The 23392-nt window shown below is 71.6% G+C and carries 21 protein-coding genes; 13 read left to right on the top strand and 8 right to left on the bottom strand.

The genetic code is table 11. The annotated features are described in order from the left end of the window. Window positions 1-36 precede the first annotated feature (36 nt). Window positions 37-1218, top strand: a complete 1182-nt coding sequence (sucC, locus tag OG520_RS15560) for an ADP-forming succinate--CoA ligase subunit beta (protein WP_072486624.1) — start codon at window positions 37-39, stop codon at window positions 1216-1218. 21 nt (window positions 1219-1239) lie between these two features. Next, on the top strand, window positions 1240-2124 hold the full coding sequence (sucD, locus tag OG520_RS15555; RefSeq protein WP_406013568.1) for a succinate--CoA ligase subunit alpha: 885 nt from the start codon (window positions 1240-1242) through the stop codon (window positions 2122-2124). A gap of 139 nt (window positions 2125-2263) precedes the next feature. Here sucD and OG520_RS15550 read toward each other — a convergent pair whose 3' ends face one another. After that, window positions 2264-3637 (bottom strand): helix-turn-helix domain-containing protein, encoded by a 1374-nt coding sequence (locus OG520_RS15550; RefSeq protein WP_406013567.1) that lies wholly within the window; start codon window positions 3635-3637, stop codon window positions 2264-2266. Window positions 3638-3762: 125 nt separating this feature from the next. Between OG520_RS15550 and OG520_RS15545 the strand changes: the two genes are divergently transcribed. Beyond that, window positions 3763-5463: a DUF6350 family protein gene (locus OG520_RS15545; RefSeq protein WP_406013566.1), complete on the top strand. Its 1701-nt coding sequence runs from the start codon at window positions 3763-3765 to the stop codon at window positions 5461-5463. Here the strand turns inward: OG520_RS15545 and OG520_RS15540 are convergent. Further along, window positions 5453-6349, bottom strand: a complete 897-nt coding sequence (locus OG520_RS15540; RefSeq protein ID WP_406013565.1) for a hypothetical protein — start codon at window positions 6347-6349, stop codon at window positions 5453-5455. The two genes, OG520_RS15545 and OG520_RS15540, sit on opposite strands and share 11 nt — an antisense overlap. Before the next feature lie 319 nt (window positions 6350-6668). On the opposite strand from OG520_RS15540, the gene purN reads away from it, so the two are divergent. Continuing rightward, window positions 6669-7325: a phosphoribosylglycinamide formyltransferase gene (gene purN / locus OG520_RS15535; RefSeq protein WP_385325118.1), complete on the top strand. Its 657-nt coding sequence runs from the start codon at window positions 6669-6671 to the stop codon at window positions 7323-7325. Continuing rightward, window positions 7312-8865 (top strand): bifunctional phosphoribosylaminoimidazolecarboxamide formyltransferase/IMP cyclohydrolase, encoded by a 1554-nt coding sequence (purH, locus tag OG520_RS15530; RefSeq protein ID WP_406013564.1) that lies wholly within the window; start codon window positions 7312-7314, stop codon window positions 8863-8865. The genes purN and purH overlap by 14 nt, the downstream gene beginning before the upstream one ends. Before the next feature lie 113 nt (window positions 8866-8978). Here the strand turns inward: purH and OG520_RS15525 are convergent, their stop codons facing one another. Then, window positions 8979-9755, bottom strand: coding sequence for an RDD family protein (locus tag OG520_RS15525; protein WP_266415281.1), 777 nt, complete (start codon window positions 9753-9755; stop codon window positions 8979-8981). A gap of 226 nt (window positions 9756-9981) precedes the next feature. Here OG520_RS15525 and OG520_RS15520 point away from each other — a divergent pair, with 226 nt between their 5' ends. The 4 genes from OG520_RS15520 to OG520_RS15505 all read left to right on the top strand — a co-directional run bounded on the left by OG520_RS15520 (window position 9982) and on the right by OG520_RS15505 (window position 14591). After that, entirely contained in the window at window positions 9982-10845 is an 864-nt protein-coding gene (locus OG520_RS15520; RefSeq protein WP_266415279.1) for a bifunctional methylenetetrahydrofolate dehydrogenase/methenyltetrahydrofolate cyclohydrolase, read from the top strand. A gap of 29 nt (window positions 10846-10874) precedes the next feature. Continuing rightward, window positions 10875-11534, top strand: a complete 660-nt coding sequence (locus OG520_RS15515; RefSeq protein ID WP_399327288.1) for a DUF3017 domain-containing protein — start codon at window positions 10875-10877, stop codon at window positions 11532-11534. A gap of 569 nt (window positions 11535-12103) precedes the next feature. Beyond that, on the top strand, window positions 12104-13093 hold the full coding sequence (locus tag OG520_RS15510) for a malate dehydrogenase (RefSeq protein ID WP_399327290.1): 990 nt from the start codon (window positions 12104-12106) through the stop codon (window positions 13091-13093). Window positions 13094-13214: 121 nt separating this feature from the next. Beyond that, window positions 13215-14591 (top strand): B12-binding domain-containing radical SAM protein, encoded by a 1377-nt coding sequence (locus OG520_RS15505; protein WP_399327292.1) that lies wholly within the window; start codon window positions 13215-13217, stop codon window positions 14589-14591. Between the two features lie 239 nt (window positions 14592-14830). On the opposite strand, the gene OG520_RS15500 is transcribed toward OG520_RS15505, so the two are convergent. Both OG520_RS15500 and OG520_RS15495 read right to left on the bottom strand, forming a co-directional pair. Next, window positions 14831-15568, bottom strand: a complete 738-nt coding sequence (locus OG520_RS15500; RefSeq protein WP_406013563.1) for an isocitrate lyase/phosphoenolpyruvate mutase family protein — start codon at window positions 15566-15568, stop codon at window positions 14831-14833. A 76-nt stretch (window positions 15569-15644) separates the two neighbouring features. After that, entirely contained in the window at window positions 15645-16160 is a 516-nt protein-coding gene (locus tag OG520_RS15495; RefSeq protein WP_406013562.1) for a carboxymuconolactone decarboxylase family protein, read from the bottom strand. Between the two features lie 47 nt (window positions 16161-16207). Between OG520_RS15495 and OG520_RS15490 the strand changes: the two genes are divergently transcribed. After that, window positions 16208-17611, top strand: a complete 1404-nt coding sequence (locus tag OG520_RS15490) for a PLP-dependent aminotransferase family protein (protein WP_406013561.1) — start codon at window positions 16208-16210, stop codon at window positions 17609-17611. A gap of 4 nt (window positions 17612-17615) precedes the next feature. On the opposite strand, the gene OG520_RS15485 is transcribed toward OG520_RS15490, so the two are convergent. Further along, a complete protein-coding gene (locus OG520_RS15485) occupies window positions 17616-18479 on the bottom strand; it encodes a hypothetical protein (RefSeq protein ID WP_406016491.1) in 864 nt (287 codons plus the stop codon). A 126-nt stretch (window positions 18480-18605) separates the two neighbouring features. Here OG520_RS15485 and OG520_RS15480 point away from each other — a divergent pair, with 126 nt between their 5' ends. Together OG520_RS15480 and OG520_RS15475 are read left to right on the top strand one after the other, a co-directional pair. After that, the gene (locus OG520_RS15480; protein WP_406013560.1) at window positions 18606-18881 is read left to right on the top strand and encodes a hypothetical protein; all 276 of its coding nucleotides are present in this window, start codon (window positions 18606-18608) and stop codon (window positions 18879-18881) included. Between the two features lie 5 nt (window positions 18882-18886). Then, window positions 18887-20068: a glutathionylspermidine synthase family protein gene (locus tag OG520_RS15475; RefSeq protein ID WP_406013559.1), complete on the top strand. Its 1182-nt coding sequence runs from the start codon at window positions 18887-18889 to the stop codon at window positions 20066-20068. On the opposite strand, the gene OG520_RS15470 is transcribed toward OG520_RS15475, so the two are convergent. Further along, a complete protein-coding gene (locus tag OG520_RS15470; protein ID WP_406013558.1) occupies window positions 20058-20855 on the bottom strand; it encodes an SMI1/KNR4 family protein in 798 nt (265 codons plus the stop codon). The genes OG520_RS15475 and OG520_RS15470 overlap by 11 nt on opposite strands. 67 nt (window positions 20856-20922) lie before the next feature. Continuing rightward, entirely contained in the window at window positions 20923-22128 is a 1206-nt protein-coding gene (gene rocD / locus OG520_RS15465) for an ornithine--oxo-acid transaminase (RefSeq protein ID WP_406013557.1), read from the bottom strand. A 140-nt stretch (window positions 22129-22268) separates the two neighbouring features. Here rocD and trpS point away from each other — a divergent pair, with 140 nt between their 5' ends. Next, window positions 22269-23282, top strand: a complete 1014-nt coding sequence (gene trpS / locus OG520_RS15460; RefSeq protein ID WP_107408268.1) for a tryptophan--tRNA ligase — start codon at window positions 22269-22271, stop codon at window positions 23280-23282. Window positions 23283-23392: the final 110 nt, after the last annotated feature.

Here is a 23392-nt window from a genome sequence, read left to right as displayed (position 1 = left end):
CGAACCGCGAGACCATTGATTAAGGGACGGACGCGCGTGGACCTGTTCGAGTACCAGGCGAGGGACCTCTTCGCCAAGCACGGTGTACCGGTGCTGGCCGGTGAAGTCATCGACACGCCTGAGGCAGCCCGCGAGGCGACCGAGCGGCTGGGCGGCAAGTCGGTCGTCAAGGCGCAGGTGAAGGTCGGCGGCCGCGGCAAGGCCGGCGGCGTCAAGCTGGCCGCCACCCCCGACGAGGCGGTCGCCCGCGCGACCGACATCCTCGGCATGGACATCAAGGGCCACACGGTCCACAAGGTGATGATCGCCGAGACCGCGCCGGAGATTCTTGAGGAGTACTACGTCTCGTACCTCCTCGACCGCACCAACCGCACCTTCCTGGCCATGGCCTCGGTGCAGGGCGGCATGGACATCGAGGAGGTCGCGGAGAAGACCCCCGAGGCCCTCGCGAAGGTCCCGGTCAACGCCGTCGACGGCGTCGACATCGAGAAGGCCCGCGAGATCGTCGCCCAGGCGAAGTTCCCGGCCGAGGTCGCAGAGAAGGTCGCCGAGGTCCTGGTGACGCTGTGGGACACCTTCGTCGCCGAGGACGCGCTCCTCGTCGAGGTGAACCCGCTCGCCAAGGTCGCCTCCGGCGACATCCTCGCGCTGGACGGCAAGGTGTCTCTCGACGAGAACGCCGACTTCCGTCAGCCCGAGCACGAGGCTCTCGAGGACAAGGCCGCAGCCAACCCGCTCGAGGCTGCCGCCAAGGCCAAGAACCTCAACTACGTCAAGCTGGACGGCGAGGTCGGCATCATCGGCAACGGCGCCGGTCTGGTCATGTCGACCCTGGACGTCGTCGCGTACGCCGGTGAGAACCACGGCAACGTGAAGCCCGCCAACTTCCTCGACATCGGTGGCGGCGCCTCCGCCGAGGTCATGGCGAACGGCCTGGAGATCATCCTCGGCGACCCGGACGTCAAGTCCGTCTTCGTCAACGTCTTCGGTGGCATCACCGCGTGCGACGAGGTCGCCAACGGCATCGTCCAGGCGCTCGCGCTGCTCAAGTCCAAGGGCGAGGAAGTCACCAAGCCGCTGGTCGTGCGCCTCGACGGCAACAACGCGGAGCTGGGTCGCAAGATCCTTTCCGACGCCAACCACCCGCTGGTTCAGCGCGTGGACACCATGGACGGCGCGGCCGACAAGGCCGCCGAGCTCGCCGCGGCTGCGAAGTAAGGGACGAGGGACTCCAACACCATGGCAATCTTCCTCACCAAGGACAGCAAGGTCATCGTCCAGGGGATGACCGGTGCCACCGGCATGAAGCACACCAAGCTCATGCTCGGTGACGGCACCAACATCGTCGGCGGCGTGAACCCGCGCAAGGCCGGCACCTCCGTCGACATCGACGGCACCGAGGTACCCGTCTTCGGCTCCGTCGCCGAGGCGATGGAGAAGACCGGCGCGAACGTGTCCGTCCTCTTCGTGCCGCCGGCCTTCGCGAAGGCCGCCGTCGTCGAGGCGATCGACGCCGAGATCCCCCTCGCGGTCGTCATCACCGAGGGCATCGCCGTCCACGACTCGGCCGCCTTCTGGGCGTACGCCGGTTCGAAGGGCAACAAGACCCGGATCATCGGCCCGAACTGCCCCGGCCTGATCACCCCCGGCCAGTCCAACGCCGGCATCATCCCGGGCGACATCACCAAGCCCGGCCGCATCGGTCTCGTGTCCAAGTCCGGCACGCTGACCTACCAGATGATGTACGAGCTCCGTGACATCGGCTTCTCGTCCGCCGTCGGCATCGGTGGCGACCCGGTCATCGGTACGACGCACATCGACGCCCTCGCGGCGTTCGAGGCCGACCCCGAGACCGACCTGATCGTGATGATCGGCGAGATCGGCGGCGACGCCGAGGAGCGTGCGGCCGACTTCATCAAGGCCAACGTCACCAAGCCGGTCGTCGGCTACGTCGCGGGCTTCACCGCCCCCGAGGGCAAGACCATGGGCCATGCCGGCGCCATCGTCTCCGGCTCCTCCGGCACCGCCCAGGCGAAGAAGGAGGCCCTTGAGGCCGCCGGCGTCAAGGTCGGCAAGACGCCGACCGAGACCGCCAAGCTGGCCCGCGAGATCCTCGGCGCCTGATCGCTCCACCGCACCGGAGCAGCACCGCAGTATCGCGTCACCGCACAGACGGCGCGGGTCCGTACCCGATCAGGGGTACGGACCCGCGCCGTTTCTGCATTTCGCCGTCGCGTCCGTGCGGAACGGCGGGCCTGTTCGTTCAGCCGGCCTCGGGGGTCAGCCGTGCCGGACCCCGTACGAGCTCGCCGTGGAGCTTCTTCTGCAGCTTCAGGTCCTGCGGCGTCAGCTTCTGCGGACCACCTCGCGGAGGCACCCCGCCGACCTGCTGGGCGGGTGACTCCGGGGTTTCGTACCGCGTCGGGGCCGTCGCCAGCGTGAACAGCGTCAGGCCGATGATGAGCACCGTGAAGGAGACGGCCGCCCGGGTCCACAGCTGGGCCTTGCGCTCGCTGTCCGTGCGGATCACGAGGGGCGAGGGGAGCGATTCGGCGCGCTGGGCCGACGCGAGCGCGCCGAGCCGCTCGTTCAGGAGCGCCGACTGCTCGGTGGGTGTCGAGGACTCCGCCAGCTCGGGCAGCCGCTCGGCGACCGCGGCGCGGGCGTTCGTCAACCGGCCCGCCGCCGCCGGGGTGCTCGCCTCCGTCTCCGCCGCCGTCTCCGGCAGATCCAGGCCGACGCCGTCGTAGAGCAGCAGGGTGCGGCGGTACGAGGGCGGCAGTTCGAGCAGCGCGTCGAGCAGGGCGCGCGCACCCGGTTCGGCCGGCGGCGGGTCGAGCCGGCGATGGGCGCGGCGCAGACGGTGCCACGGCGACATGGCGTACTCGTACGCGGCGGCCCGCACCCAGCCCACCGGGTCCCGGTCCACCGCGACCTCCGGCCAGCGCTCCCAGGCCAGCGCGTAGGCCCGCGCCACGGACTCCCGGGAGAGGCTGCGGCGCCCGGTCAGCAGAAACGTCTGGCGGAAGAGGCCGGCGGCGGAGTGTTGGTACAGGGCATCGAATGCCTCGGCGGGGGAGAGCCCGGCGGCTTCGGGCCCCGGGCCCGATTGGGGCATTGCGGATACGCCATTGGAGGCGGGGGCCGCCGCTGCCATCGGTGCGCCATGGGTGGCGGACGCGCCGGAGGCGTCGGGCGGATCGGGGGTGGTGCCGGGCTCGGTCGGGGCCATGGCGGTGCTCCCGGTGGCTTCGACGGGGGCCGGCGGACGCGATGGCGGTTTCGTGGACGTCACCGGCTTGGACAGCCTCGCGACCGACGTCGGTGCCGTCGGGCGGGCCGCACGTTTGACGGCGGCCTTCGGCCGGGTGTTCGGAGCGGCCGGTTTGGTCCGGGCGCTCGGTGGCGTGGCCTGAGGGTTCGTCCGGCCACCGTTGATCAGCCTGGCGTATGCCTCGCGTTTCCGCCCCCGGGGCGTGGTGCGGCCGGTCTCCCAGGACCGGACCGTCGCACGGGTGACGCCCACGGCCGTCGCGACCTGCTCTTCACTCAGTGACTTCGCCTCGCGCAGTCTGCGCCGCTCCTTGGGGGAAGGGAGCGGGGGAGCAGAGGCCGTGTCGGTCAAACCCTGCGTCATGAAGGACCCCCCGTGGAGCTGCACCGGGTAGAAAAGTACATAAACGCATATTGAGCGACACAGCGGTCATTCGCCCGTTACGCGGAATAAGCGCGTGTCGTTGGGAACATTGCCCTGTGACCCAAGTGACCGAAAACAGCCCGTCGTTGTCGGCAGAGCAGGGCCGGTCCGCCGTGCTGGCCTTCGCCCTTCTGCGTGGAGCGGTTGCGGCCGGGCTGGGACTGGGCTCGATCGCCGTCCTCGTCATGGCGCTGTGGATCAGCTCCCCGACGCCCGACAGCAGTCCCGGCGGTGCGCTCCATGCGGTGACCGGGCTCTGGCTGCTCGCCCATGGCGCCGAGCTGATCAGAGCCGACACGCTCAGCGGGGTCCCCGCCCCGGTGGGCCTCGTTCCGCTGCTGCTCACCGTGGTCCCGGTGCGGCTGGTGCACCGTGCGGCGCGGGACGCCCTGGTGCCGGACGAAGGGCGTCCGGCACTTTCCGAGGTGGGCGCGTTCGTCATGGTCGTCGGTGGATATCTGCTGGTCGGGGCGGCTGTCGCGGGCTACGGGTGGGACGGTCCGCTGTCCGTGCACCCGCCGTCGCTGCTCTTCCCGTCGGCCGTCGTGGTGGCGGGTGCGGCGGCGGCAGGGGTCTGGACGGCGGCCGGGCGCCCGGTCTGGTCGCCGCCGTCCTGGGCGCCGGCGAGCCTGCACGAGGCGCTGGCGCGCAGCCGGTTCCGGGAGCGCGCGGGGACGGTGTGCCGGTCGGCGGCGGCCGGGGTGACGGTGCTGCTCGGCGGCGGGGCGCTGCTGGTCGCGGTGGCGCTGGTGTGGCATGCGCAGCCCGCCCAGCAGTCGTTCGTCCAGCTCTCGGGCAACTGGGCGGGCCGGGTCGCGGTGCTCCTGCTCGCGCTGGCGCTGGTGCCGAACGCGGCGGTATGGGGCGCGGCGTACGGACTCGGGCCGGGGTTCGCCCTCGGTACGGCGTCCACGGTCACCCCGCTCGCCTTCTCGGGGCGCCCGGCGCTGCCCGGCTTCCCGTTGCTGGCCGCGGTGCCCGCCGAAGGCCCGGGAACGGCCCTGAACTGGTCGGCCCTTGCGGTGCCGGTCGCGGCCGGGGCGACGATCGCCTGGTTCACGGTACGGCGGGCCGCGCCCCCGAACGCCGCACGCGAGGAGGTGTGGAGCCTGCGGGAGACCGCGCTGGCGGCCGCCCTGGCAGCGGTGGGGTGCGGGGCCGGCACGGCGGTCCTGGCGGCGGCGGCCGGGGGCCCGCTCGGCACCCGGGCGCTGGCGGAGTTCGGGCCGGTGTGGTGGCTCACGGGTGCGGCGGCCCTGGTGTGGACGGCGCTGATCGGTGTCCCCGGGGCGTTGGTGCTCCGGGCCTGGCGGCTGGGGGAGCGCGGCGGGGTCGCGTGGTGGCGGGTGGGCGCGGCGCCGGTGACGGCGGAGGGGGAGGAAGCGGCGTACGGGGCCGAGACATCCGGCACCGCGGCGCCGGGGAAGGCCGCGGAGGCGGAGCCGGTGTCCGAACCCGGGGAGGCGTCGCCGGAGTCGAGCGGTGGTGGTCGGCGGTGGTGGTGGCGCTCGGGACGCCGGGGCGGCGACGAGGCGGCCGGGCCGGTGCCGGTGCCGGGAGACGAGTCCGCGCCGCCGCCGGGCTTCCCGGAGAGCGCGCCCGTCGCGGCTTCCCTCGCGGTCGGCGCCGCGTCGCCCGCCGCCCGCACGCCCGCCCCGGACGAGGGCTTCGCGCCGTACGACTTCCTGCCGACCGGCCCCTGGCACGAGCGGACGGCCCGGCCGGAGGAGGCCGGGCCGTCCGGGACGGAAGACCCTAGTTCTTGACGCCGAAGAACGGCTCCAGCGGCTTCGGCAGCTGGTCGTTGCAGGACAGCTGGCCGACCTTGGTCAGGGCGTCGTTCACGCAGGTGTAGTAGTCGCGGTAGACCAGCTGCACCGTATAGGTCGTCGCGACGATCGAGAGCGCGAGCAGCGCCGTCACCAGACCGCTGACCGCGGCCGTGGTCTGCTGCCTGCCGCCGCCCGGGGCCGCGGGGGTGCCGCGTACGGATCCGGGCGCCGGAGCGGAACCCGGCGCCTGGGCGGGACCGGAGGCCCGAGCCGGGCCGGACCCCTGGCCGGAGCCCGCGGCCGCCGTGGCGGACGCGCTCTTCGGCTTCGACCGGAGCGAGCTGATCGCCCAGTACACGGCGAGTGCGCCGAGCAGCAGGGCGATCTCCGGGAAGTCGAAGAGCGCGAAGAAGAAGGCCCACATGCCGGACAGCAGCGCGTAGCGCGCGCGGCGCTGGGCGGGGTCGGTCGGGTCCCAGCGCAGCCCGCCGGGGCTGCCCTCGGGCCCGCCCTGGCCGTTCGGCCCGCCCTGGCCTCCGGGGCGGCCGCCGAAGCCGCCGCTCTGGCGACCGGGCTGTCGGCTGCTCCACTGGCCGCCCCAGACCGGCCGGTCGTCGGAGGAGCCGCCCTCGGGGGATCCGTCGCCGTCGCCGTTGCCCTGGCCGTTCCCGTTGCCGTTTCCGGTGTTCGAGGGGCGGCGGGGCTGCCAGGGCTGGTCGGGCCGGTTCTCGGGCGGCGCGGCGAACGGGTTGTCGTCCCCCTGGCCGGAAGAGGAGGAGGAAGAGGAAGAGCCCGTGGGGGACTGGCGTTCCCGCATCAGCAGTGAGGTCCGCTCGGGCAGCGGCTGGCGGAAGGCGGTGCGGCGGCGTCGGTCCGGCATGTGGTGAACGTCTTCCCCATCTCGTCATTTCCGCCCTGCGGACGGTTCGCTGTCCCCTGACGCTACCTCCCGGCCAGGAGGGGCCGAAAGCTGGGAGCGGGGCCCGAACGGCCGATATCCGTCAGCCGGACCCGCTCCTCCACCGCGGAGCCGGGCCGGCGGCCGCCCACCCCCGTCCCGTGGGGGTCCCCCGAGGTGCCGGTATCGTTGCTGACGGTCGGCTGGTTCGTAGAGTTCCCCGTATCGAGGGGCTCGGTTCTTTCGTACGACCATACAAATCAGCGTCGCTCTGCTTCACCACGCGAGAAAGGGCCCAGCCGTGGCCTCCCCGCCCCCCTCCACCGCCCCGGCACGCCTGGTCGTGCTGGTCTCCGGTTCGGGTACGAACCTTCAAGCCCTGCTCGACGCCATCGGTGACGACCCCGAGGGCTTCGGCGCGCAGATCGTCGCGGTCGGCGCGGACCGCTCCGGCATCGTCGGCCTGGAACGGGCGGAGCGCGCCGGACTGCCGACCTTCGTGTGCAGGGTCAAGGACCATGCCACCCGTGAGGAATGGGACGCGGCACTCGCGGCCGAGACGGCCGGGTACCGCCCGGACCTCGTGGTGTCCGCGGGGTTCATGAAGATCGTGGGCAAGGAGTTCCTCGCCCGGTTCGGCGGCCGGTTCATCAACACCCACCCCGCCCTGCTCCCCAGCTTTCCCGGTGCCCACGGGGTGCGCGACGCGCTCGCGCACGGCGTGAAGGTCACCGGGTGCACCGTCCACTTCGTCGACGACGGCGTCGACACCGGTCCGATCATCGCGCAGGGCGTGGTCGAGGTGACCGAGGAGGACACGGCGGAGGGCGAAGCCGCTCTCCACGAACGCATCAAGGAAATCGAGCGCAAGCTGCTCGTCGAGGCCGTGGGGCGGCTCGCCCGTGACGGCTATCGCATTGAGGGACGAAAGGTTCATCTCGGTCATGTCGGTGAATAAGCCCATCCGCCGCGCCCTGGTCAGTGTCTACGACAAGACGGGGCTGGAGGACCTCGCCCGCGGTCTGCACGAGGCGGGTGTCGAGCTCGTCTCCACCGGCTCCACCGCCGGGAAGATCGCCGCCGCCGGGGTCCCGGTCGCCAAGGTCGAGGAGCTCACCGGCTTCCCCGAGTGCCTCGACGGCCGCGTCAAGACGCTGCACCCGCGCGTCCACGCCGGCATCCTCGCCGACCTCCGTCTGGACGCCCACCGCGAGCAGCTCGCCGAGCTGGGCGTGGAGCCGTTCGACCTGGTGGTCGTCAACCTCTACCCGTTCAAGGAGACCGTCGCCTCCGGCGCCTCCGCCGACGAGTGCGTGGAGCAGATCGACATCGGCGGCCCGTCCATGGTCCGCGCCGCCGCGAAGAACCACCCGTCCGTGGCCGTCGTCACCAGCCCCGAGCGGTACGCCGACGTCCTCGCCGCGGTCAAGGCGGGCGGCTTCGACCTGACCGCCCGCAAGCGCCTGGCCGCCGAGGCGTTCCAGCACACCGCCGCGTACGACGTGGCCGTGGCCTCCTGGTTCGCGGACGACTACGCCGCCGCCGACGACTCGGGCTTCCCCGACTTCTTCGGCACGACGTACGAGCGGAAGAACGTCCTGCGGTACGGCGAGAACCCGCACCAGCCCGCCGCGCTGTACACCTCCGGCGCCGGCGGCCTGGCCGAGGCGGAGCAGCTGCACGGCAAGGAGATGTCGTACAACAACTACACGGACACCGACGCCGCGCGCCGGGCCGCGTACGACCACGCCGAGCCGTGCGTCGCGATCATCAAGCACGCCAACCCGTGCGGCATCGCGATCGCCGACGACGTCGCCGAGGCGCACCGCAACGCGCACGCCTGCGACCCGCTGTCGGCCTTCGGCGGTGTCATCGCCGTCAACCGTCCGGTGACCGTCGCCATGGCCGAGCAGGTCGCGGAGATCTTCACCGAGGTCATCGTCGCCCCGGCGTACGAGGACGGCGCGGTCGAGATCCTGGCCCGCAAGAAGAACATCCGCGTGCTGCGCTGCCCCGACGCCCCGACCGCCCCGGTCGAGGTCAAGCCGATCGACGGCGGCGCGCTGCTCCAGGTCACCGACCGCCTCCAGGCCGAGGGCGACGACCCGGCCAACTGGACCCTCGCCACCGGTGAGGCCCTGACCGCGGACGAGCTGAAGGAGCTCGCCTTCGCGTGGAAGGCCTGTCGCGCGGTCAAGTCCAACGCGATCCTGCTCGCCAAGGACGGCGCCTCGGTCGGCGTCGGCATGGGCCAGGTCAACCGCGTCGACTCCGCGAAGCTGGCCGTCGAGCGGGCGGGCGAGGAGCGTGCGCGCGGATCGTACGCCGCCTCCGACGCGTTCTTCCCGTTCCCGGACGGGCTGGAGATCCTGACCGCCGCGGGCGTCAGGGCCGTGGCCCAGCCGGGCGGTTCGGTCCGCGACGAGCTGGTGGTCGAGGCCGCGAAGAAGGCGGGCGTGACGATGTACTTCACGGGTACGCGGCACTTCTTCCACTGATACGAGTTGCACCCGGGCAGCCCGGGTATGACAGAAGGCCGCCAATTCCCCGGAACGAGTGGGGAATTGGCGGCCTTCGCAAAGCGGTGAGGGTGGTTACACCTTCAGCGTGCTCACTTCGTCTTGATGACGATCGTGCTGCCGGCGCGGTCGTGCCAGCCCTGGAGCTTGCCCGAGTTGTCGAAGAAGGGGGAGAGGTAGACCAGCAGCGTGCCGAGACCGCAGAAGAGCGAGCCGACCATCGGGATGATCCAGCGGATGAAGCCCGCACCCAGACCGGGGGCCTGGCCGGTGCTCTCCTTGACGACCTTGACGTTGAGGACCATCTTGCCGAGCGTGGCGCCCCAGATGGAGACCATCAGCCATTCGTAGAGCAGCGCGATCAGCGCGAACACGGCGATGAAGCCGAAGAAGCCCGCGACGATGCCGACGCTGGCGTCGGTCGCGTCGTTCATGCACTGGGTGTAGGCAGCGGTGCCGTACTCGGTGCCGCTGCAGTCGTCGATGGACTTCGAGGCGCCCACGAGGCTCGCGACGCCGATCGCCGAGAAGATCAGGTAGAGGATGCCGTACGCGACGCCGTCCAGCGCACGCGCGCCCAGGCGGCGCCCCATCGTGGCGAGCTCGACGGTGCCGAGGCCCGCGACGTTGATGTAGCCGTTGTTGGCCTGGAGGGTGCCGCCCGGCTGCTGCTGCGGGTAGCCGTAACCCGGCTGCCCCTGCGGGGGCTGGCCCTGCTGCGGGTAGCCGTAGCCCGGCTGACCCTGCTGCGGAGGGACGCCCTGCGGTGCCTGCTGCGGGTAGCCGTAACCGGGCTGGCCCTGCGGCGGCTGGTTCGGCTGCTGGCCGTACGGGTTGTTCGGATTCGGGTTCGGGTCGCCGAAACTCATCTTGGGCGTTCCTCCAACGTGCATGCGGGGACGATGCGGCCGCACGGAGGAAAGGAAGGTCAGTGGTCCGCCCCCCGGTACTTCTGCGGCACTGCGGCCATAATCGTTATAAACAGAATGTAAGTTTGTCCAGTCGCGGTTGGTGGATGTTGCGCAAGTGCAACCTCGTGCGGCCCTCGGCACCCGGAATTGGTATGCGGGCGGGGTCATCCGCGAGTATGGGGACATGACTGCCCAGATTCTCGATGGCAAGGCCACCGCAGCCGCGATCAAGTCCGATCTCACCGTCCGCGTGGCGGCCCTCAAGGCACAGGGCATCACCCCTGGCCTGGGAACCCTGCTCGTCGGGGACGACCCGGGCAGCCGGTGGTACGTGAACGGCAAGCACCGTGACTGCGCCCAGGTCGGCATCGGCTCCATCCAGCGCGAACTCCCCGACACCGCCACCCAGGAGGAGATCGAGGACGTCGTCCGGGAGCTCAACGCCAACCCCGAGTGCACGGGGTACATCGTGCAGCTCCCCCTCCCCAAGGGGATCGACACCAACCGCGTCCTGGAGCTGATGGACCCGGCCAAGGACGCCGACGGCCTCCACCCGATGAGCCTCGGCCGGCTCGTGCTCAACGAGACGGGCCCGCTGCCCTGCACCCCGCAGGGCGTCGTCCAGCTGCTCCGCCACCACGACGTGGAGATCAACGGGGCACATGTCGTGGTCGTCGGCCGCGGTGTCACCATCGGCCGTTCCATCCCGCTGCTGCTGACCCGTAAGTCCGAGAACGCCACCGTCACCCAGTGCCACACCGGTACGCGTGACCTCTCCGCCCACCTCAGGCAGGCCGACATCATCGTCGCCGCCGCCGGGGTGCCGCACATCATCAAGCCCGAGGACGTGAAGCCGGGCGCCGCCGTGCTCGACGTCGGCGTCAGCCGGGACGAGAACGGCAAGATCGTCGGGGACGTCCACCCGGGCGTGGCCGAGGTCGCCGCCTGGATCTCCCCGAACCCCGGTGGTGTCGGCCCGATGACCCGCGCCCAGCTGCTCGTCAACGTGGTCGAGGCGGCCGAGCGCGACGCGGCCGGCGCCGTCTGAGCCGGCCGACCCGATCCGGAAGGAACCCCATGGGTGCTGGTACGAGTCCGGCCGACCCGGCCGCCGAGGCGGACGGCCCGTCCGCAGTGCCGCCGCGCGCGGACGCGCCGGGCGCGGATGAAGCGACGGCGGACGAGGGGACGGCCGGCAAGGGGACGGCGGACGAGACCGCCGACAAGGGGACGGCGCACGAGACCGCGGACGAGGGGGCTTCCGGCGAGGCCGCCTCGGATCAGGCCGTGGCCGCGACCGGTGACGGCGCCGACGGTGAGGCGGCGGCAGGCGGTACGCGGCCGTCGCGGCGGTTTCCGTCGCTCACCCGGGACACCGCGCGCCCCGAGGGCGGTGGCCGGGCCGCGTCCGGGGACGCACCCGCCCCGGCCCGTCAGTGGCCGCTGCTCGCCGTGCTCTGCACGGCCGGGATCGGGCTGCTGATCGTGGCGGTCGATCCGTTCGCCGAGGCCTTCCGGGTCGGCACGATGCTCATCGGTGCCGCCCTCATCGGCGGCGCGGTGCTGCGGCTCGTGGTGCCGTCGGTGGGCATGCTGGCGGTACGTTCCCGCTTCACCGACCTGGTGACGTACGGGCTGCTCGGCTTCCTCATCGTGATGCTCGCGCTGGTGGCGCAGCCCAAGCCGTGGCTGGACATTCCGTTCCTGGAACAGGCGGTCCACTTCACCATCCGCTGAGCCCGCCCGCACGGTCGGGTGCGCCGCTCGGAAGCGGTGCCCGTCCCCTCCCCCGAGAAGGGACGGACACCGGTATCGGGGCCCACCGGAACGTAAACGCCCCGGAATGCGGTGACTTGAGCGGCCTTGCCCCGTCCGGACTTCAGCCTGGTCGACGGGGTGAGGCCGGTTCAAGGGATGCCTGTGGCCTGTGGCACGGAAGTGACCATTCCGCCACCGTGTGATCGTCAGGCAACGGAGATCCGGACCCGGGGCGTGGGCCAGGAGCGCGCGGCAGCCGGCTGCGCAGGCTCGTCGACCGCCTCGCCGCGGTGGTGCTGCTGACCGGGCCGGGGCGCTGACCGCAGGCCGTACGGGCGCCGCCACCGGGCCGCCGTCTCCCGGGTGACCGGGATTCGGCCGGGTGAGCGCTGTGTGACGGGTTGTGTGCGGTGCCACAGGGGGCAGGGCGGCCGGGAGGTTCCGGGTCGGATAGCCTGATCGCTGGATATCTCTTCACATCAAGATTCAGGGATGTCCAGCACCAGGGGCCAGGAACCCCCACCGCCAGCTGTCTAACGGAGATCGCCATGACCCGCACTCCCGTGAATGTCACCGTGACCGGCGCAGCCGGCCAGATCGGCTACGCGCTGCTCTTCCGCATCGCCTCCGGCCACCTGCTCGGCCCGGACGTGCCGGTCAACCTGCGTCTCCTGGAGATCCCGCAGGGCCTGAAGGCCGCCGAGGGCACCGCGATGGAGCTCGACGACTGCGCCTTCCCGCTGCTGCGCGGCATCGAGATCACCGACGACGCCAACAAGGCGTTCGACGGTGCCAACGTCGCCCTGCTCGTCGGCGCCCGCCCGCGTACCAAGGGCATGGAGCGCGGTGACCTGCTCTCCGCCAACGGTGGCATCTTCAAGCCGCAGGGCAAGGCCATCAACGACAACGCCGCGGACGACATCAAGGTCCTCGTCGTCGGCAACCCGGCCAACACCAACGCGCTCATCGCGCAGGCCGCGGCCCCGGACGTACCGGCCGAGCGCTTCACCGCGATGACCCGCCTCGACCACAACCGCGCGATCTCGCAGCTGGCCGCCAAGACCGGTGCCGCCGTCTCCGACATCAAGAAGCTGACGATCTGGGGCAACCACTCGGCGACCCAGTACCCCGACATCTTCCACGCGGAGATCGCCGGCAAGAACGCCGCCGAGCTCGTCAACGACGAGGCGTGGCTGGCCGACACCTTCATCCCGACCGTCGCCAAGCGCGGCGCCGCGATCATCGAGGCCCGTGGCGCGTCCTCGGCCGCCTCCGCCGCCAACGCCGCCATCGACCACGTGCACACCTGGGTCAACGGCACCGCCGCGGGCGACTGGACCTCCATGGGTATTCCGTCGGACGGCTCCTACGGCGTGCCCGAGGGCATCATCTCGTCCTTCCCGGTCACCACGAAGGACGGCGCGTACGAGATCGTCCAGGGCCTGGACATCAACGACTTCTCCCGTGCGCGCATCGACGCGTCGGTGAAGGAGCTCACCGAGGAGCGCGACGCGGTTCGCGAGCTCGGCCTGATCTGATCCGTACGCCCTTCCGCGCGTACCCCCGTCGCCCCCGGCAGCACCCGCTGCCGGGGGCGACGGCGTCGGCACGCGGCCCCGGCCGGGAACTGACCGCACCCCCTCCCGAGTCTGGGCTGTCATGCGCGTGACGATGATTCTTCCGGCCCTGACAGAAGCGACCAGCCCGCTGTTCAGGCCCATCAAGTACTCGCTCTTCCCGCCGCTCGGCCTGGCGACCCTCGCCGGGTACCTCGATGCGGACGACGAGGTGACGCTCCTCGACGAACACGTCGAGCGGGTCGACATCGAGGCGCTCGACAGCCCCGATCTCCTGGTCGTCCAGCCGTACATCACCTCCGCCCGGCGCGGCTACGAGATCGCCGACCACTTCCGCGCCCGCGGCGTCCACGTCGCCATGGGCGGCCTCCATGTGACCTCGCTCCCGGACGAGGCCGCCGCCCACGCCGACACGATCTTCACCGGGCCGGGCGAGGACACCTGGCCGCTCTTCCTCAAGGAGTTCCGCGACGGGGTGCCGGGTCGCCGGTACGACTCGAAGCTGCGCACCCTGGCCGGACTGCCGCCCGTACGGCGCGACCTGATCAAGCGGCAGCTCTACCTCGTGCCGAACTCGATCGTCGTCTCGCGCGGCTGCCCGCACCACTGCGACTTCTGTTACAAGGACGCCTTCTTCGAAGGCGGAAAGTCCTTCTACACCCAGGCCGTGGACGACGCGCTCGCCGAGATCGAGCGGCTGCCCGGCCGCCATCTGTACTTCCTCGACGACCATCTGCTCGGCAACCGGCGCTTCGCCGAGGCGCTCTTCGACGGGATGGCCGGAATGGGGCGGCTCTGGCAGGCCGCCGGGACGGTGAAGTCCGTCCTCCAGCCGGATCTGCTGGAGCGCGCCGTGGACGCGGGGCTGCGCAGCCTGTTCGTCGGCTTCGAGACCGTCAACAGCGCGAACCTTGCCGAGCGGCGCAAGGACCAGAACATCGGCAAGGACTACGCGGCCGCCGTCCGCCGGCTCCATGACGCCGGGGTCATGGTCAACGCCAGCTTCGTCTTCGGGCTCGACCACGACGGTCCGGACGTCTTCGACCGTACGGTGGAGTGGGCCGTCGAGCAGGGCATCGAGACGGCCACCTTCCACATCATGACGCCGTATCCGTCCACCGGTCTGTGGAAGCAGCTGGAGGCGGAGGACCGGATCGTCCACCGGGACTGGGACCTCTACGACACCCGCCATGTCGTGTACCGCCCCAAGGGCATGACCCCGCGCCAGCTGGAGGACGGGTACTGGCGTGCGTACCGCGACTTCTACCGGTGGTCCAACATCTGGCGCGGTGCGGCCGCCCAGCCGGGCACGCACGAACGGCTCAGGCACCTGGCGTACTCGGGCGGCTGGAAGAAGTTCGAACCCGCCTGGGACGCCCTGATCCGCTCCCGCAACGTGGTGCGGGCCATGCCGATGCTGGAGCGGACCCTGGCGGCCTTCGGCGGCAGACGGGCCTGACCGCCCAGGACGTCGGCCCGGGTGCCCAGGGCGTGCTTGAGAAGTCCCGTCTGTCTCGCGGGGTCTGACACGCCCTAGGGCCTGTCCGGCGGATCATGGCCGGGGTCGCGGCGGCTGACACGGCACCTCGCAGCGTTGCCGAAACGTCCGAATAGCTCCGCTATTAGGACGCTCCGGCGCCTTGCGATGCACCACACCAGCCGCCGCGCCCTGTCCGACCCTGATCCGCCGGACAGGCCCTAGCCCCTCAGCACCTCGTCCGCGATCTCGCGCACGGCAGCCATGGCCCGGCGCTGCAGCCCGGGGCCGAAGGTGATCCGGGTGGCGCCCAGCTCGCCCAGCCGGCGCGGGGTCGGGCCGTCCGGCCGCGCCAAGGCGTTGAGCGGGGCCGGGACGGCGGCGGCCAGTGCGGGCAGCGCCTCGGGCGGGGCCATGATCGGATAGACGCAGTCCGCGCCCGCCGCCACGTACAGCAGCGCGCGGCGGACCGTCTCCGTCACCGGGTCCGTGCCGTCGGGGACGCCTCGGACGACGTACGTGTCGACGCGGGCGTTGACGAAGAGCGCATCGCCCGCGACCGCCCGCACCTCCGCGAGCCGGTCCGCCTGCCGCTGGGCGTCGAGGAGGGCGCCGTCGGCGGAGTCCTCCAGATTGCAGCCGACGGCTCCGGCGTCCAGGAGCCGCTCCACGAGTTCCTTCGGCGCCAGTCCGTAACCCGCCTCGATGTCCGCCGAGACGGGCACGGAGGCGGGCACGGCGCGCACGATCCGGGCCACGGCCGCGAACATCTCGTCGGCGGGCGTCGCCCCGTCCTCGTAACCGAGCGAGGCCGCGACCCCGGCGCTGGGCGTGGCCAGCGCCGGGAAGCCGGCGTCGACGAAGACGCGGGCACTCGCCGCGTCCCACGGGCCGGGGACGACCAGCGGGTCGCCGGAGGTGCGGTCGTGGTGCAGGGCGCGGAGGACGGAAGCGGTCACGCGGAGCTCCTGTGGGGTGTCGAGCGGTGGGGTGCGCGGTACGAGCATGCCGGGCCGGCCCGGCAGGCCCGGCGGGTCAGTGCTTGATGTCGCCCGGCTTGTAGTGACCGGGGACCATACGGGTGGTCACGGCGAAGCGGTTCCAGGCGTTGATCGTCGTGATCGCGGCGATGAGATGGGCGAGCTCGGTCTCGTCGAACTGCTTCGCGGCCTTCTCCCAGACCTCGTCCGGCACGAAGCCGTCGGTCAGCACCGTCACCGCCTCGGTCAGCGCGATGGCCGCGATCTCCTTGGGCGTGTAGAAGTGCTGCGACTCCTCCCACGCGCTGAGCTGGACGATCCGCTCGATGGACTCACCGGCCGCGAGCGCGTCCTTGGTGTGCATGTCGAGGCAGAACGCGCAGTGGTTCAGCTGCGAGGCGCGGATCTTCACCAGCTCCGCCAGGACCGGGTCGAGGCCCTTATGGGATGCCGCGTCCAGCCGGACCATGGCCTTGTAGACATCGGGGGCCAGCTCGGCCCAGGGCTGCATGCGCCGGGCGTGCTCGGGGTTGAGGCCGGTCGTCGGGTGGCTGTGGTCGTTCGTCGTCATGGCTACAACGTTACGGGGTGGATGGCGCAACGGTATGGTCCATTTCCGTGACAGATTCATGGGCCACTTTTGGTGCCGACCTGCATCTCGAAACGACCGGTGCGTCAGGGCTGCGGGCCGGGCTCATGGACGCCCTGCGCGAGGCCGTACGGACGGGGCGCCTGGCGCCCGGCACCCGGCTGCCGTCGTCCCGCGGCCTCGCCGCCGACCTCGGCATCGCCCGGAACACCGTCGCCGACGCCTACGCGGAACTGGTCGCCGAGGGATGGCTCACCGCCCGGCAGGGCTCGGGCACCCGGGTGGCGCAGCGGGCCGAGCCGCGCCCCCCGGCGGCCAGGACCACGAGGGCGCGGGCGGTGTGGTCCCGGCCCGCCCACAACCTGCTGAGCGGGTCGCCCGACCTCTCGACGTTCCCGCGCGCCGACTGGCTCAAGGCGTCCCGGCGCGCACTGGCGGCCGCGCCCAACGACGCCTTCGGATACGGCGATCCGCGCGGGCGCATCGAGCTGCGCACCGTGCTCGCCGACTATCTGGCACGGGCCCGCGGGGTGTACGCGGACCCGGAACGGATCATGATCTGCGCCGGTTTCGTGCAGGCGCTGAAGCTGATGGGGCCGGTGCTGCGCAGGCGGCGGGTGCGGGAGGTGGCCGTCGAGTCGTACGGACTGGACGTGCACTGGAACCTGCTCACGGACGCCGGGCTGCGGCTGCCCTGCCTGCCGGTCGACGGACTCGGGGCGAGGACCGGGGAACTGTCCGGTCTGCGCGGAGTGGGCGCGGTCCTGATGACGCCCGCGCACCAGTTCCCGACGGGGGTGCCGCTCCACCCCGACCGGCGGGCCGCGGCCGTGGACTGGGCGCGCGGCACGGGCGGGCTGATCCTGGAGGACGACTACGACGGCGAGTTCCGCTACGACCGGCAGCCGGTCGGCGCGCTCCAGGGCCTCGACCCCGAACGCGTGGTGCACCTGGGCACGACGAGCAAGTCGCTGGCACCCGGGCTGCGCCTGGGGTGGATGGTGCTGCCGGAGGCGCTGGTGGGGGAGGTGTCCGAGGCCAAGGGGATGAGCGACTGGTCGTCGAGCGCGCTGGACCAGCTGACGCTCGCGGAGTTCATCGCGTCGGGCGCGTACGACCGTCATGTGCGCTCGATGCGGCTGCACTACCGGCGCCGCCGCGACCAGCTCGTCGCGGTACTGGCGGAGCGGGCCCCCGGTGTCCGGATCAGCGGCATGGCGGCCGGGCTGCACGCCGTGCTCGAACTGCCCGAGGGCACCGAGGCGTCGGTGCTCCGGTCGGCGGCGTGGCAGGGGCTGGCACTGGAGGGGATCTCGCGCTTCCGGCACCCGGAGGCGCCGCCGGGCCGCGACGCGCTGGTCATCGGCTACGGAACACCCACCGACAGCGCCTGGGCGGGTGCCCTGGACGCACTCTGCCGGGTGCTGCCCTGAGGTCCTACGCGCCCTTGATGCGTTCGGGGACGGCCGGTCCCGGGGCGTCCGCCGGGGCCTCGCCGAACCGGGCCAGGGCCAGCGCGCCCGCCACCGCCACCACGAAACCGGCGACCGCCAGCCACTCCAGGCCCTCGCGGGTGCGGTCGCCGAGCCAGACGACGCCCACCAGCGCCGGGCCGATCGTCTCGCCGAGCACCATGCCGGCCGTCGCCGTCGTCACCGAACCGCGTTGCAGGGCCGAGGTGAGCAGCAGGAACGCCGAACCGCCGCCCAGCAGCAGCGCGTACGCGGCGGGGTTGGCGAGCAGCGCCGACGGCGACACGTCGTCGATCAGCCGGACCGTGACCTCCACCACCCCGAAGCCGCATCCCGCGCCGAGACCCAGCACGAGCGCCCGCGGCTTGTCCGGGAGGCGTCCGGCCGCGGCGCCGATCAGCAGGACGCCGAGGGCGATCCCCAGCATCCACCGGCCCAGGGCCGCCGAACCGGTGCCGTGGCCCTCACCGCCGGAGGCGAGCCCCAGCATGCCGAGGCCGGCGCAGACGACGCCGACCGCGGACCACTCGATGGCGCTCAGCCGCACCTTCAGCAGCCGGGCGGCGACCACCGCGGTCACCGCGAGACTCGCGGCCAGCGCGGCGCCCACCGCGTAGATCGGCAGCGAGCGCAGGGCGACGATCTGGAGGACGAAACCGCAGCCGTCCAGGGCGAGTCCGGCGAGGTAACGCCACTGGCGAAGGGCGCGCAGCAGCAGTGCCGGATCGACCCCCGCGTCCGACCCCGGCTCGGCGGCGGCCCGCGCGGCGACGGCCTGGAGGACCGAGGCGGTACCGAAGCAGACGGCGGCGCCGAGCGCGCAGATCATCCCGAGAAGCACAGGGGGACTCTACTTGGGGACGTTCGGTGTCCCCGCTTCCAGCCGCACCCGGCGGCCCTTTAATCTGACGAATGGCCACACTGGCTTGATTCGTATGGCGGGGGAGACGGAAACATGGCAACACGCAGGCTGAGGTCGAGCACCGTGGTGCTCGGCGGCATGGGGATGCTCGCGGCGATGATCACCTCCTGCGGTTCGGAGCCGGACAAGCGGTGTGTCGACCCGCTGACCCAGGACAGACTGCCGAGCTACGAGTGCAAGAGGAGCGACGGCAAGGGGTCGTACTACTACGGCGGCAGCAGCAAGAACGGCAAGGTGCAGGGCGGCAGTTTCAACAAGTCCGCGGTCGAACGCGGCGGCTTCGGCTGCTCGGGCACCGGCGGCGGCTGACCGGCATGGAACGCCGCACCACGCAGCCGCGCCCCGACTGGCAGCGCACGGTGGAGGAGCAGGGGATCGTCTTCCCGCTCACCCGCTACCCGGACGGATCGCTGCGCCCGTACTGGGACGAGAGCGCCTACTACGTCTTCTCGCTGCCCGAGGTCGAGGCGCTGGAGGACGTCGTCGAGGAACTGCACACCATGTGTCTGGCAGCGGCCGCGCACATCGTGGAGCGGGACCGCTTTGCCGAGCTCGGCATCACCGACCGCCGGCTGGCCGCACTGGTCGCGCGGTCCTGGCACCGCCGTGCCGAACTGCCCTCCCTCTACGGCAGGTTCGACCTGTGCTACGACGGCACCGGTCCGGCGAAGATGCTGGAGTACAACGCGGACACCCCCACCTCACTCGTGGAGGCCGCGAGCGCCCAGTGGTTCTGGATGGAGGACCGCTTCCCGGGTGCCGACCAGTGGAACTCGCTGCACGAACGACTCGTGGCGGCCTGGAAACGGCAGGCCGCCCTGCTGCCGCCGGGACCACTGCACTTCGCGCACTCCGACGGCGACGAGCTGGGCGAGGACCTGATGACGGTCGCCTATCTGCGGGAGACCGCCGCACAGGCCGGCATCGACACGGAGGCGCTGTCCGTCGAGCAGATCGGCTGGGACCGGCTGAGCGGGCGGTTCGTCGACGAGCGGTTCCGTTTCATCCGGAGCTGTTTCAAGCTGTATCCGTGGGAGTGGCTGGCGACCGACCGGTTCGGCCCGCATGTGCTCGACACCCTCGACAACGGCGGCGGTACGGGCACGACCTGCTGGATCGAGCCCGCCTGGAAGATGCTGCTGTCCAACAAGGCGCTGCTGGCGATCCTCTGGGAGCTCTACCCGGGCCACCCGAACCTGCTGCCCTCCTACCTCGACGGTCCCCGCGAACTCGCGGCGTCGGGCGGCTGGGTCGCCAAGCCGCTGCTCGGCCGCGAGGGGGCCGGGATCACGATCCACGAGCCGGGAAGCCCGGCGGCGCCGCGGGACGAGCCGTGCTGCTACCAGGAGCTGGCGCCGCTGCCGGACTTCGACGGCAACCGTGTGGTGCTGGGCGCGTGGGTCGTCGAGGACGAGGCGGCCGGTCTCGGCATCCGCGAATCGGAGGGCCCGGTCACCGACGAGTACGCCCGCTTCCTGCCGCACGTCATCCTCTAGTCGGCCCCGGCCGCCCTCGGTCCGCCGGGGCCCCGCCCGCGCGCAGCCAGCCGAGCAGGTCGTCCGTCACCGGTTCGCCCGCCGCCTCGACGTCCTCGCGGATCGCGCCCAGTCCGAGCCGGTGGACGGAGGCGCGGTCGCGGCCGTGGCGGCGCATGAAGAATCCGTCGCCCCCGCTGTCGTCCCCGACCAGCACCCAGTGCGGCGCGTACCGGGCCACCTCGAAGGTCTCGTTGCGTTCCTCGATGAGGTGCGGACCGTAGACATGGACGCCGTTGTCGAGCAGTACGCCCGGCGTCGACCGCCACAGCCGGGCGACCGCGGGATTGGGCCCGTCCCGCAGCCCGCGCGACCGCGCCGCCCGGACGGCCAGGAATCCGGCGAAGGACTCCGCCACCGGGTCCTCGCACCCGTCCGTACCGTCACGGCGGACCACCGGGTACTCCCCGTCCCCGGCCTCCCCGGCCAGATCCAGGGCGAAGTGGTAGTCGTCGCCGCAGTCCGGCTCGACGGCGAAGCACAGCCGGTCGCCGCTCAGCCGCCACCCGGCGGTGACGGCCTCGTACAGGTCGTCGGCGGACCCGGCGGGCCCGACCGTCGCGATGTCCGCGTCCCCGGCCCGCCCGTGGCCGTACGCGGCCAGCCACCAGCGGTACGACGGCGGCAGCGGGCCGACGCGGGCCTCGGCCTCGCGGATCAGCGCCTCCGGTACGGCGGACGCGGGCCCGCGGCCGAAGCCCGGTGACCCTTCGACCAGGTCCCGCAGCAGTGTCAGGTCAGGTCTCACGGGACGGAGTCTGCCAGGGCGGGCCGCCGGACAGGCCCCGGGCCTGCCCGGCGAGCGGGTGCGGGGATCAGCCGCGCAGGACGGCGCGGAGCTGTTCGAGGCCCCAGTCCAGGTCCTCCTTGCTGATCACCAGCGGCGGGGCGATCCGGATCGTCGAGCCGTGGGTGTCCTTGACCAGCACCCCGCGGTCCATCAGCTTCTCGGAGATCTCCCGGCCCGTGCCGTGGCTCGGAGCGATGTCGACGCCCGCCCACAGCCCGCGGCCGCGCACCTCCTCCACCGCGCCGCCGCCCACCAGCAGCCGCAGCTCCTGGTGCAGGTGCTCGCCCAGCTCGGTCGCCCGCTGCTGGAACTCGCCGGTGCGGAGCATCGCGATGACCTCCAGCGCGACCGCGCAGGCCAGGGGATTGCCGCCGAACGTCGAACCGTGCTCACCGGGCCGGAACACCCCGAGCACGTCCTGCGACGAGACCACCGCCGACACCGGCACCACACCACCGCCCAGCGCCTTGCCGAGCACGTACATGTCCGGCACGACCCCCTCGTGCTCGCAGGCGAAGGTCCTGCCGGTCCGCCCCAGGCCCGACTGGATCTCGTCCGCGATGAACAGCACGTTCCGCTCGTGCGTGAGCGCGCGCACCCCGGGGAGATAGCCCGGCGGCGGCACCAGCACCCCGGCCTCGCCCTGGATCGGCTCCATGAGCACCGCCACGGTGTTCTCGGTCATCGCCTCCCGGAGCGCCGTGAGATCCCCGTACGGCACGATCTCGAACCCCGGTGTGTACGGGCCGAAGTCCTCCCGTGCCTCCTGGTCCGTGGAGAAGCTGATGATCGTCGTCGTCCGGCCGTGGAAGTTGTTGGCGGCGACGATGATCTTCGCCATGCCGTCCGGGACGCCCTTCACCCGGTAACCCCACTTGCGGGCCGTCTTCACCGCGGTCTCCACGGCCTCCGCACCCGTGTTCATCGGCAGCACCGACTCCATGCCGCACAACTCGGCGAGCTGCGTACAGAAGTCGGCGAACCGGTCGTGGTGGAAGGCGCGCGAGGTCAGGGTCACCCGCTCCAGCTGCGCCTTGGCGGCGTCGATCAGGCGCCGGTTGCCGTGACCGAAGTTGAGCGCCGAGTAGCCGGCGAGCATGTCGAGGTAGCGACGGCCCTCGACATCGGTCATCCAGGCCCCGTCCGCCGTGGCGACGACGACGGGCAGCGGATGGTAGTTGTGCGCGCTGTGCGCCTCGGCGGAGGCGATGGCGGTTTCCGTGGCAGACACGGGATCTCCGTTCGTCGTGCGGCGTGGGCGGGGTGGTGCCCAGTTTGTATCGTCGGTCGGATCCGTGGTGAGGAAACCTGTGTTTTGTGGCGCGTCAGGCCGGTCGGGGGTCGCCGCCCGCACCTGAGACAATGAGTTCCATGGCCTCTGAACGCCCCCGCGTGCTCTCCGGAATCCAGCCCACCGCAGGCTCGTTCCACCTCGGCAACTACCTCGGTGCGGTCCGCCAGTGGGTGGCGCTGCAGGAATCCCACGACGCCTTCTACATGGTCGTGGACCTGCATGCGATCACCATCCCGCAGGACCCCGCGGAGCTGCGCGCGAACACCAGGCTCGCCGTCGCCCAGCTCCTCGCCGCCGGTCTCGACCCGGAGCGCTGCACGCTCTTCGTCCAGAGCCATGTCCCCGAGCACGCCCAGCTCGGCTGGATCATGAACTGCCTCACCGGCTTCGGCGAGGCGTCGCGCATGACGCAGTTCAAGGACAAGTCCGCCAAGCAGGGTGCCGACCGCACCACGGTCGGACTCTTCACGTACCCGATGCTGATGGTGGCCGACATCCTGCTGTACCAGGCCGACCAGGTCCCGGTCGGCGAGGACCAGCGCCAGCACCTGGAGCTGACCCGCAACCTCGCCGAGCGGTTCAACGGCAGCTACGGCGACACGTTCACCGTGCCGGACCCGTACATCCTCAAGGAGACGGCGAAGATCTACGACCTCCAGGACCCGTCGGCGAAGATGAGCAAGTCGGCGCCGACCCCGAAGGGCCTGATCAACCTCCTGGACGAGCCGAAGGCCACCGCCAAGAAGGTGAAGAGCGCGGTCACCGACACCGACACGGTGATCCGCTTCGACCGGGCCGAGAAGCCCGGTGTCAGCAATCTGCTGAGCATCTACTCGACACTGACCGGGACCGGTATCGCGGATCTGGAGCAGAAGTACGAGGGCAAGGGCTACGGTGCGCTCAAGACCGACCTCGCCGAGGTCATGGTCGAGTTCGTCACACCGTTCCGTACCCGCACCCAGGAATACCTGGACGACCCGGAGACGCTGGACTCGATCCTGGCCAAGGGCGCGGAGAAGGCCCGTGCCGTCGCGGCCGAGACCCTGGCCCTGACGTACGACCGGATGGGCTTTCTGCCCGCGAAGCACTGAGTCCAAGGACCCTGGCGGTTTCGCGGCCGCAGGCGTCACACTGGCGACGGGAAGTCGAATCGGTCGATGGCCGAAAACAGGCCATTGATCATCGAGGATTGAGGAGGACG

This window comes from Streptomyces sp. NBC_00984, assembly GCF_045162475.1.
Classification (GTDB): Bacteria; Actinomycetota; Actinomycetes; order Streptomycetales; family Streptomycetaceae; genus Streptomyces.
The sequence above is the reverse complement of the archived record's forward strand: the minus strand, read 5'-3'. Positions and strand labels throughout refer to the sequence as shown.